The sequence below is a fragment of the Deltaproteobacteria bacterium genome (assembly GCA_003194485.1).
Classification (GTDB): domain Bacteria; phylum Desulfobacterota; class Dissulfuribacteria; order Dissulfuribacterales; family UBA3076; genus UBA3076.
In genome coordinates this window covers 181,412-192,436 of record PQXD01000001.1, presented here as the reverse complement: position 1 = coordinate 192,436, position 11,025 = coordinate 181,412, and the positions used below count along the sequence as shown (strand labels likewise).

At 48.1% G+C, this 11,025-nt stretch carries 12 protein-coding genes; 2 read left to right on the top strand and 10 right to left on the bottom strand.

Annotation, left to right across the window (positions count from 1 at the left end):
* Positions 1 to 771, top strand: a 771-nt coding sequence (locus C4B57_00970) for a DDE transposase (GenBank protein ID PXF56054.1), incomplete at its 5' end; no start/stop codon positions are given.
* 353 nt (positions 772 to 1,124) lie between these two features.
* Here C4B57_00970 and C4B57_00965 read toward each other — a convergent pair.
* From C4B57_00965 to C4B57_00925, 9 genes are all read right to left on the bottom strand, one after another.
* Positions 1,125 to 2,543 (bottom strand): undecaprenyl-phosphate galactose phosphotransferase WbaP, encoded by a 1,419-nt coding sequence (locus C4B57_00965; protein ID PXF56053.1) that lies wholly within the window; start codon positions 2,541 to 2,543, stop codon positions 1,125 to 1,127.
* Between the two features lie 56 nt (positions 2,544 to 2,599).
* Complete coding sequence (locus C4B57_00960) at positions 2,600 to 3,562, bottom strand: NAD-dependent dehydratase (protein ID PXF56052.1); 963 nt, start codon at positions 3,560 to 3,562, stop codon at positions 2,600 to 2,602.
* Between the two features lie 178 nt (positions 3,563 to 3,740).
* Positions 3,741 to 4,127 carry a GxxExxY protein gene (locus tag C4B57_00955; GenBank protein ID PXF56051.1) on the bottom strand — a complete coding sequence of 129 codons (387 nt, stop codon included), beginning with the start codon at positions 4,125 to 4,127 and terminating at the stop codon, positions 3,741 to 3,743.
* Between the two features lie 142 nt (positions 4,128 to 4,269).
* On the bottom strand, positions 4,270 to 5,205 hold the full coding sequence (locus C4B57_00950; GenBank protein PXF56050.1) for a glycosyltransferase WbuB: 936 nt from the start codon (positions 5,203 to 5,205) through the stop codon (positions 4,270 to 4,272).
* 277 nt (positions 5,206 to 5,482) lie between these two features.
* Complete coding sequence (locus tag C4B57_00945; GenBank protein ID PXF56148.1) at positions 5,483 to 6,184, bottom strand: FkbM family methyltransferase; 702 nt, start codon at positions 6,182 to 6,184, stop codon at positions 5,483 to 5,485.
* Between the two features lie 84 nt (positions 6,185 to 6,268).
* The gene (locus tag C4B57_00940) at positions 6,269 to 7,414 is read right to left on the bottom strand and encodes a hypothetical protein (protein ID PXF56049.1); all 1,146 of its coding nucleotides are present in this window, start codon (positions 7,412 to 7,414) and stop codon (positions 6,269 to 6,271) included.
* Entirely contained in the window at positions 7,411 to 8,298 is an 888-nt protein-coding gene (locus C4B57_00935; GenBank protein ID PXF56048.1) for a hypothetical protein, read from the bottom strand. Before C4B57_00935 ends, C4B57_00940 begins: the two co-directional genes overlap by 4 nt.
* Positions 8,299 to 8,301: 3 nt before the next feature.
* Entirely contained in the window at positions 8,302 to 8,670 is a 369-nt protein-coding gene (locus tag C4B57_00930) for a hypothetical protein (protein PXF56047.1), read from the bottom strand.
* A 146-nt stretch (positions 8,671 to 8,816) separates the two neighbouring features.
* The gene (locus tag C4B57_00925; GenBank protein ID PXF56046.1) at positions 8,817 to 9,146 is read right to left on the bottom strand and encodes a hypothetical protein; all 330 of its coding nucleotides are present in this window, start codon (positions 9,144 to 9,146) and stop codon (positions 8,817 to 8,819) included.
* Positions 9,147 to 9,969: 823 nt separating this feature from the next.
* On the opposite strand from C4B57_00925, the gene C4B57_00920 reads away from it, so the two are divergent.
* Complete coding sequence (locus tag C4B57_00920) at positions 9,970 to 10,197, top strand: hypothetical protein (GenBank protein PXF56045.1); 228 nt, start codon at positions 9,970 to 9,972, stop codon at positions 10,195 to 10,197.
* A 206-nt stretch (positions 10,198 to 10,403) separates the two neighbouring features.
* Here C4B57_00920 and C4B57_00915 read toward each other — a convergent pair whose 3' ends face one another.
* Positions 10,404 to 10,874: a hypothetical protein gene (locus tag C4B57_00915; protein PXF56044.1), complete on the bottom strand. Its 471-nt coding sequence runs from the start codon at positions 10,872 to 10,874 to the stop codon at positions 10,404 to 10,406.
* Positions 10,875 to 11,025: the final 151 nt, after the last annotated feature.

Sequence of the window (11,025 nt, the reverse complement as noted above, 5' to 3'; positions counted from 1 at the left end):
TATGGCAGCAAACGTGGTGATGAACTTCCTGAGGATTTGAGTACTGCAGAAAAAAGGCTTGCAAAGATCAAAGAGGCTAAAAAATACCTGGAAGCCAGAAAAAAGGCTGAAGCCAAAAAGAGCAAGGAGTCTCATAAGAAACACGGCAGAAAATCTCAAAAGCCTGACGACACAGTGAAGCCTGAAACCAAGGTCAATATGACCGATTCTGAGAGTCGTATTCAGAAGACGTCCAAAGGTTATATTCAAGGTTATAATGCTCAGGCCGTAGCTACAGAAGACCAGATAGTTATTGCCTGTGACGTGGTGAATGAGGCCAATGACATTCATCAGCTTAAACCTATGCTGGAGCAGGCACAGCAGAATCTTTCAGAAATAGATGTTTACGCAAAGACAGTCCTTGCTGACGCAGGGTATTGCAGTGACGATAATCTTGAATACCTGGAATCCAAGGATGAAATAAACGCTCTTGTTTCAACCCGGAAAGAGCAAGAGATGAGAAAGGCCGAATCCGGCTCCAAAAATATCAGGCACCGTTCCGACAGATACAAGGCCATGGACAGGAACCTCCAAAACCCAGTCAGTCGATATATTTATGGATTTCGCAAGCGAATAATTGAACCTGTATTTGGGCAGATGAAACATTGTCAGGGTTTCCCCGGCTTTCTCTTACGTGGACTTGAGAAGGTTAAGAACGAATTCACCTTATGGTGCAGTGCGCACAATATTTTGAAGCTATACAGATATGGCGACAGAAAAACGGCAATATGAGCATAAAATAGAGGAAAACAGGGGGTGGAATAAGGCTCTTATGACAATGAATCTCAATAATCAGCATTTCCAGAAAGTCCAGAGGGGCATAAGGCCAAAATTTGGCCGAATCGAAATCTTCGGCTGATATGATTTACGGGACACGCTCCAATGGGGATTCAACTGGGGCGAAGTGTATTGATACAGGGTAGCTCCAGAAGATGGTACCGGGGTTGCCAACGTCCCCCATTCACTCCCCGGGATTACAACGCCCGTTTTACTGCAACCCACTGAACTGTAAGCGTTTACAGGGTGCTGCAGATGCGAGGCGGAGGGTACGCAGACGTACTCCCTGTACTTCAAGTGCCCTGTAGTTAATACGCCCCCTTCCCCTTTATTACGCACCAGACAGTCTTGAAGATTATCTTTATATCTAACCAAAAATTGTTGTTAAGCACATACCAGTTATCCAGCTCCACCCGTTCCTGGTAGTCCGCAGTATCACTGCGCTTGCCCACCTGCCAGGGCCCGGTGATGCCGGGTTTGATGGAACAGTAAATCCCCGCATTTTCCTTGTAATAGTCGTGTAATTCACGGTGCACAATGGGCCTTGCGCCCACCACGCTCATTTCGCCTCTCAGTACGTTGATAAACTGCGGCAGTTCATCCAGGCTGGCCTTTCTCAGAAACCGCCCGACCCGTGTGATCCTCGGATCGTTTTTGAGCTTGAAGGTCTGCTCCCACTCCTTTCGCGCCTTCGGGTCATTGTCCAGGATTTCCTTCAGTTTTTTATCAGCATCCACGTACATAGTCCTGAACTTGAGACAGAAAAAATCCCTGCCGGTCACTGTAATACGGCGTTGCCTATAAAATATAGGCCCTCCGTCATCGAGCTTGATAAGCATGGCAATAATCAGCAATAAGGGCAGGGCCATCAAAATCACCGCCAAAGAGAAAAAGATGTCAAACACCCGCTTTTGCCCGGAATCCGGATTAAAATCCAAGAGCATCACATTCCCCAGGTGTTCCAGCCGCGTATTGAAGATACGGAAGGCATAAAGGTCAGGCACAAGGTAAATCCTGGCCCCATAGGTTCTGCAACTGTTTAAGATATCATGGATTTTTTTCTCGGCCCGCATGGGCAGGGCGATATATACGAAATCTACAACGTTGTTTTTCAGGTACTCCTTCAGCTCTGATATGACCCCCAGAACTTTCTTCTTCTGACCCTTGCCAACAAGATCCTCTGTTGTTTCACTATCATCGAAAAAGCCAAGCACCCTGATGCCGGACCATGGAATTGTATCAATATATCCGGCCAAAGACAGCCCCAAATCACCGGCGCCTACAATCACGGCGCTTCGCTGGTTCTTTCCTCGGCTTCGCATAAAACGAAGCATCTTGTGGGCTCCCGCATGCATCAGAAAAATAGACATCGGTGCAGCCACAAACCAGGTCATCAACACAAACCGGGAATACTGTTGAGCCACCTTGAAAAAAAACAGCAGAAACAAAACCAGGCACACCATACTCAACCATGCTGTCAGCACGTTCAACTCGCTCAAATAGACCTGTCCTCGCCATGGCATGTACACGCCCATAAAATGAAAGATCAGGAGGGTCATACAAAATGAAAGCAGCGCCAATGATTCATAGCGCTCGTTCCATTGCCCGGTATACAGCATGACAATGGGATAAAGCATAAGCGCGACCACCGCGCCGTCTAACAGACGCAAACATATCATTAAGAAAGGACTCGATTCTCTTAAAGATGGTTTTATGCGCCCGACCATGATAAGTTTCTCCTTGTTTTCTCACCACAGAGACCCAGAAAAGAATGCCTTCTAATTCAACCCATTTTTACCTGCTCCTCAATCCAGGCATAGGTCTTCTCCATTCCCGCCCACAACGGACTGGTCGGGCGCCAGCCAAGCTTTTTCTCAATCAGCCGGTTGTCTGAATTCCTGCCCCGAACACCTAACGGTCCGTCAATGTGTCTTTTTGTGAGCTTTTTCCCGGCAACTTTCATGGCCATATCCGCTAACTGGTTAATGGTCACCATTTCATCCGAGCCGATATTCACCGGACCTGTCCAGTCTGAGCGCGTCAGCCGAATAGTGCCTTCCAGGCACTCATCGATGAATAAAAAGGACCGGGTCTGTTTTCCATCCCCCCAGATGTCAATCTCCCCGCCGTCTTCTGCCAAGGCCACCTTGCGGCACATTGCGGCAGGGGCCTTTTCTCTTCCATCGTTCCATGCCCCGAACGGTCCGAAAATATTATGATACCGGGCGATCCGTACCTCCATGCCCTTGTTGCGCTGATAGGCCAAATACATCCGCTCGCTGAAAAGCTTCTCCCATCCATAGTCGCTGTCCGGCTGAGCAGGATAGGCGCTGTCTTCCGCACAATTAGGATTGTCCGGATCCATTTGGTTGTATTCCGGATAGATGCATGCAGAAGAGGAATAAAAGATGCGTTTGACATTGCGCTTCCAGCAGGTATCGAGCATGTTCAGGTTGATCTGTCCCGAGTTGTGCATGATATCAGCATCATGCTTGCCGGTAAACACATACCCGGCCCCACCCATGTCCGCGGCAAACTGGTACACCTCGTCAAATTTTCTGTCCACGATCTGCCGGCACAGATACTGGTCCCGCAAATCGCCTATCACGAAATCATCCGCCGCAGTCTCCCAAAATTCAGGATACTTCAGGTCCACCCCGCGCACCCAATATCCTTCTTCCTTCAGTCTTCTGACCATGTGGGAGCCGATAAATCCTCCCGCACCACAAACCAGAGCCGTTTTCATTCCTTTACTCCTTTTTTTCACCACGAAGACACGAAGTACACAAAGTTAAGAATCTTTATCCGCGGGGTGAACCGCGGATAAATAAATGTCTTTTGGCTGCCGTACCCGGCAGACAAAATTCTTTCCTTCTTCTTTGAGTCTCTTCCTTCGTGCTCTTCGTGCCTTTGTGGTTCAATTTTTACTTTGGCCAGTAATCATTTACCATCCTTTTTATGCCTTGCTTCATCAAAGGCACATGCCAGTTCAGCAGATACCCAAGGTGCAGCTTTTTCATCTTAAGATAGGTCAGAAGCTGGGCCTCATGTATGGGCTGTAATTTTTTAACCGTCTTATTTTCAACGATCACACAGTCATCAACCAGCATATTCACCCGGTATCCAGCATCGATTCGGATCGGTCCGTACGCTATAGGCAACAAGCGTTCACATGCCACTATATGGCCCATGTGTTCAAGCTCATAGGTCAGGCATTTCTGATAGGCGGATTCTAACAAACCCGGACCCAAAACAGAGTGGACCTTAATAGCACAGTGAACAATATCCTTGCCAATATCCTCAATATCCATATTGTACAAATTTTGAACCACAAAGGCACAAAGGCACAAGGTAAAAATTTCTATGCGCGGGGTGAACCGCGCATAGAAAACTTACTATTCTCTTTTTCTCATCCTTCGTGTCCTTCGTGCCTTCGTGGTTTATTTCCTTTTTTCACACTGCAAGGCCTGACAGTATCGCTTCAAATCTGTCGGTAATTTTCCCAATATCAAAATGCTCCTCCGCATACCTCCGCCCATTCTTTCCCATCTGCTCTCTCAGCTTCTTATCTTCTTTCAGCCTCTCTGCGCCCTCTAAAAATACAGACACATTCTCCGGCTCAACCACAATCCCGGCCTCATTCTTATCCACAATCCTCGCTGCCAAATTCTCCAACGGCATGGCCAATAAAAGCGGTCTCTTGGCGCAAAGAGAAGTCAAGACCTTGGACGGGACCGCGAATACCCCGGCATCTTTTTCCAACAGGGCCAGGAGGACATCTGCTGCAGCCAATACTTCAGGCAGTTCTTTATAGGGCTGGAAGGGGAGTATAATGAGATTGTCCAGACCGTGCTCAGCCTTTTTCTGCTTCAAATATTCCTCCCCCAGCCCCTCGGTGATGACCACTACCCTGACTGCTGGATTATCCCTGTATTGCCAAGCCAGGTCCGCCAAAAGCTGCGGATTGTGCTTCATACCCAGGGTGCCGGAGTAGAGGAAACAAAAAAAATCAGCCAGGCCATTTCTGTGGCTCCAGCCGTTTCTCCTGTCAAATATAGGGATTTCATTCAGGGGAGCCCAGTTGTGAATGACATGTACAGCTTCTTTGGGCACACCTGCTCTTGTGAGCACAGGCACAAAGTCCTCGGTTATAGCCACAACAGCCTGGCTCTTTTTTAATAATCTGTTTTCCAGATGGACATAATGATTGCCAATCAGATGACCGATTCCGGGCAGTTTTTTGGACACGTTATTCTTGATCCCGGTTCCCAGGACATCCTGAAGCCAAAAAATAAATTGAATATTTTGCTTATGGCATTGAGCCATGAGCCGGCTTTGTGCCCCAAGGGGGGGTGTTGGCAGAAATAACTGCATCAGGAGCAAATTCATCCACAGTCTTAACCAGCAGCCTGCCAAGCTCCCTTTCTTGAATATAGCGCTGGGTCAATCCATAACGGTTAAAAGGCCGGGACAGGGTAATGGGCTTGATGTCAAAGCAGGAAGGATCAGATTCCTGCTTTTGCAAGGCCCCACGCGGTTGCTGGACAGAAGCGCAGTATGTATGCAGGACTTTATGCCCACGCTCTGCAAGCTGTCTGCTCAACTGCACCTGGAAGGGGTGGCCGGCATGGTCGTTGATGAGGATACGCATTTTTCAATTTTTCATTCAATTTTCATCACAACCTTTTGTGTTAGTGAAAAGAAAATCCCCTTGCACGGTACCGCCACTCTTGTCGTAGCTCATGTTATAAACGCCTTTCAGTACAAAATCCCGCTCGCGCAACCACTCAATAACCTCATGGGCCAATGCCTGCCCAGTGTACAATTCCACAAAAGAGCATTCGGCATACACGTATGAAAAGCGTTCCAGCAGGTCCTCACACCCACGAAGCGCTTCCAGCTCAAATCCCTGGACATCCAGCTTGAGCAAGGCCGGGGCTTGTATGTCTTCAGCCGAGATGAAATCGGCCAGCCTTCCCACCTGTATTTTTTCGGTCCGCACCTCGCCGGTACCGGGAAAGAGGTGTTGCTGCAAGTTTGAAATCGGCAGCAGGGAGGAGGAATCGTCCGCAGCCGCTACATGCATGGTCGCAGTCCCGGTCTCCGGCCCGATGGCCGACTGATGGAACCTTACATTCGGGTCACCTTGAAACACTTTTTGAAATCGTGCCGCCGGCCCGGAAAGCGGCTCAAAGGCAATCACCATTGCCTTTGGCGCCCACCTCCGCACCGCTAAAGAAAACTGCCCCCGGTTAGCCCCGATATCAATCACCGTCGCCAGCTCCGGCCCCAGCACATACCGGTGTTCAGGAGCGGCGGCAACCCCCAAGAAGACAGCCTTCAACCATTGTGGGTTGCCGGCACAAATTATCCGTGCCAGCTTGCGTCCCTTTTTGCCCAGACTTAAAGTCACGGCCGTTCTCTTTCCTCGAGCCGTTCTATCTGCATCTCCTTATGCCGCCAGTTCCGACAATAATTCCTGCCATCGCTTTTTATTCTGATGGAAAGTATCTGCGAACATATCCATTGCCGCTTTGGATGCGGCTGCAAAGGAAGCAGGATCATCCGTCCATTTTTTTATTTTCTCCAGCGCGGCAGGGACAAAAGGCTCGTGGGGATCAATAACTTCCCCGCAATCCTTTCCGACGATTTCAGGGATACAACCACGCCCGTATGCGATAACAGGAACGCCGCTCCGCATGGCCTCATGGTTTACAATACCTTCGGTCTCATTTGCATATCGGGTCGGAAAAATTAACACATCAATGCCCGCAAAAAACATATCCTTATCACTCCCATATTTAGGACCGACGTACTCTATATGTCTCAATTGAGCCAGTCGAGACCGGACCAAATTTTCAACACGGGCGTCTTGAAACGGACCGGCAAGTTTAGCTTTAACTGGAATATTTTCTTTTTCAACAGTAGAGACTAAATCAAGGAACTCGAAAACGCCTTTCTCTCTTGAAATATTGCTGATAAAGCCCAGCGTAATAAGCCTGGTTCTAATCTGACTCGGGGTTGTTCCATTATCCATAAGGAATACGGTATTGGAAATCGGCCAGACGTGTTTTAGCGTATAGGTCGCGCGTAACTTCGCAGCCATAACAGGCGACTGCGTAATATGAACAGCAGAAGCACCAGCCGCTTTTGTAAGAACCGTTGTATAAAAAATAGGTTTATTCAAGTAAGCAAAACTGTGGTGGTGTAAATGCAGCCTCATACCATGCAGCCGCGCCAGAAGAACGAATAACATTTCGTAAAATTGCCCCAGCCCACCGGAAACGCTGATATAAAAAATAGAGCCGCGAAGGTCCCGCATCAATGCCATGCGAAACAGGCCACGTAACACCTTGGGCAAGCGCCCCAGCCTGACCAGAAAGGAACGATCCAGATTTAAAGCTGACACACCAATAACTGCCGGGGTAATCCCCGCCTTTTCAAACTCATTCCGCACGGCGGCATTGATTACCGGCATGCCTCGCACCGGCGGCGGGAAGCCCCCCACCATGAGAATCCGGAGCTTTTCTTTTATGCCATTTCTTCTAACTTGAGAATCCATAAGAAAATTTATCAACCTGTCAGTTAACCCGATCAACCTCTATCGGCAGCCTTTCTATATGGCACGCATAAAGCTTTTTCATAACCCCAGCGGTTACATAAATTCAACCCGAGCCGGTTATCGAGCCTTTGAATTTCAGGATAAAAGACGGCACGAAGATGATTTAATGTGGCGGGTGACATTTCCGGTTTATCCCGGTGGCTGTAAGTGGCGTACAGCGTCCGATTCAGCAGGGGGGATGATTTTACCCGATTGACAATATTCGGCATTCCCAGGCTTCTTACCTGCCATCCAATACTTCTTGCAACACCAGCCAGAAATCGCGACCTGGGTTTTGCTGCTGCCAGGGTTTTTTCTTTCATATCTTCTGGCAAAAATATTTGTTCAATACTTAGAAATTTGCAAATATTGTTGAAAAATTGCTGGGGGTTAGCCGCCAGGTCATCAAACACAGCCACATAAATTTGTTCACGCCGGAACAGTTGCAGATAGTTCTCAAGGTGCCTGGCATAACAACCATGATCAATCAGTTCATCAACCTGTTGAAGCGCTGTTTCAAAATCCGTAGACACTCTTCCCTGCTTGATCATGTATAGATACGCAGAGAAGGCCCTCTGGGCCGGCTCCCGCAGGCAGACCATCAACTTGGCTGAAGGGAGATCGCGGGCGATGCGTTCGCACGCTGGCCGCGAAAAAAGGTAATCATGGCAAATTTCTCCAATGATCTGGTGCGCTGCTTCGGCGTTCTTAAAAAAGTCGAGATACCAGGTCCACCCCTTTTCGTAAAACCGGTCGAAAAAGAACAACTCTTTTACATAGGGCAAATAGATCGATTTATGCTTTTTAAGCGCGCGGTATAACCATGTGGAACCGGCTTTGTCCGGTCCGATAAAAAGGAAGTTGGGGATATTTTGTTGCATGCTTTAGTTTGTCATTTTTAAAACGTGGCCATGCCGCAATCTTTCGATTAATAATTTTGGATTTTCACAATATTCCAGAAACTTGAAAGCGAAACGAAAAATATGATCTGAGACATTATAGTTTTTCTTGCGCACTTTTTTAAAAATCGTACTTTTGTACTCATTGTACTTTATGCTCGAGTGTTCTGAAAGAGACAGGCTTCCTGGATATATCCTAAACGTCCCAAGGTAGTTATCAATACGACCGAATTTCGCCCCAGCCAAAGCCATGTCGATCCAAAGCTCTCCATCCCATGCAACTTGGCTTGTTTTATTAAACCCTCCTGCTTTTTTGAAATATTCAGGTCGAAAAAAGGTGGCTTGCTGTGCCAACGTTGCTGCACCATAAATTGCACGCAGGGGAGTGAACTTCCTTGAGTAAAATCTCCGTAGGACCTTCCCATCGCGGTCTACTATAAAAACATTTCCACTTATAACATCCTTTTGGGGATTAGAGTTGAATGCTGCAGCAATTGTATTTATCGCTCCAGGTAATAAATAATATCAGCATTAATGAACCCGAAAATGTCTCCTGTCGCATGGGCAAAGCCTTTGTTAAGGCCGTCTGCTGGGCCTTCATCCGGATCGAAAATAATTTTGTCGATTCGGTTCTGGTATTTTTCGATGATTCCCCGGCTGCCGTCGGTGGAGCCAGGATCGACCACGATGTATTCAATATCAGGATAATCCTGGTTGATGACCGAACGGATGGCCTGTTCCAGAAACCTGGCTTGGTTGTAGGAAATGGTGACTATAGATACGCGCATTTCAGGTTTTCCTTGGTCTAACTGGGTATCGCGTAACCACATCGATCATGCAAATTGCATAAAAGGGTATTAATAACCGCCGTGTGGCACCAAACGGAGAAAATAATATATCCCAGGTCAGTAGAAGCGCTATAAAAACAAGCAAGGGCGTATGTGGGTCGTCGGCAGAGAAAAGCCGTATGCTCGCCCGGACCGGAAGCGACAGCACCCACCCCCAAAAGATCGCACCCAGCAGGCCCGCTTCCACCCAAGCGCCAAATAAATGCGAATGGGTGGGAATCAACCCGAGTTCATGAATAGATCCCGGATCATAGCCGAGTTGTCTTTTAAGGGCGATCAGCATTTCCGCGTATTTCCAGTCCTTGGCCCATGAACCGTGGCCTAACAAAGGCGACTCCCATATCGCCCTGGAAGCCACAAGAATTTCAGAACGCCCTCCCAGAAAGAGTCCGTATACGCCATGAGCCTGCGCTTCATACTTTTGTTTTTGAACTTGCCCGAGCCAGCCCTCGCGGGCGGAAAATTCATAAAATTCGACAATCATGATGGCTGCGGCAAACAATCCGATTGCCATTAAAACGATTTTTTTGGTCGGGAGACGCGCGTCTTTACCGGGGCGGACTTGCAACAGTCTTTGCAGGCTCAGGTAGGCCAGGGTTAAAAAACAGATGCCGGCAAGGCTTCGAAACCCAAAATAGAGGTTAAGGGCCCCTGCCAGAAACGGCAGAAAATACCTAGCCTCTATAATTATGACTTTTTTGTTTTTCAACAAAACGGCGAAAATAATTAACAGCCATACTATGGCTACCCCGACGCCGAATTTCCAGGGGTGCCCTGTCGCATAAACTCCGGGGTTAAAGTAAAATTGAAGTATCTCTCCAGTTACAATACCAAGAGCAAAAATCAGGATTCTGCCCCTGTTAAGGCCGATGATCATAAAAAGGGTGCAAAAACTGATAACGGTTACCACGATTTTAGCCCAACCTCTCGAATAATCGTAATAAGGGGTTTCCAGCACAAGGTCTGTTGTAAATTGCCCCAAAAAATAGAGCAGCCCAAGCCAGATAAAGGCGCGTGCAAAAGAATTCTTTAAAAGGCCACCCTTAGTAAACAACAGAATGGGGAAGAGACCCAGACAAAGCATGTCAGAACCGAAAAGCCTGCCGATAGCTTTAATTTCAAAAAACATGATAGCCGGAATAACAAAAGCCAGAACCGACATTAAAGAGGGCCACATGTTTTTCCTGGCTGCCGGGTTAAACCAGCCTTTTTGTGCATATGAATATGAGGTTCTCATCTTTACGCACCTGTTTCCAATACCTGCCTGTAAAGTTCAACCAGCTTATCCCCATAATGGACTTGACGGTATTCATTCCTTATAAGCTCCGAGTTTCGCATACCCACCGCCGCTATCGCTTTCCGGTCCATAAACAGGGTCTCTCGTATTGCATTTGCAAGGGCTTCGGCGTTCCCCGGGGGGACCAGACGCCCGTGCACGCCGTCCTCTACAATAGAGCCGCTGTTTGGGGTGGTGATTACGTAGCACCCGGCGGCCAGAGCCTCGAACACCACGCGCGCAGACCCTTCGGCAAGCGATGGAAAAACAAACACATCCGCTTCTCGCATGCATCTTGCCAGTTCCACTCTTGAAAGAAGGCCCTTGGATACAACCCGGTGATCCGCAAAAAATTCCCGGTGCCCGGCCAGCAGCTCCCTCGACCCACCACCCGCGACGGCAAGGCGCCATGCCTCGGTTTTTAGCTTCCCCATGGCCTCTACCAGGATATCTGCGCCTTTGAGCGTGTCCCGTAAATCATATCAGCCGAAGATTTCGATTCGGCCAAATTTTGGCCTTATGCCCCTCTGGACTTTCTGGAAATGCTGATTATTGAGATTCATTGTCATAAGAGCCTTATTCCAC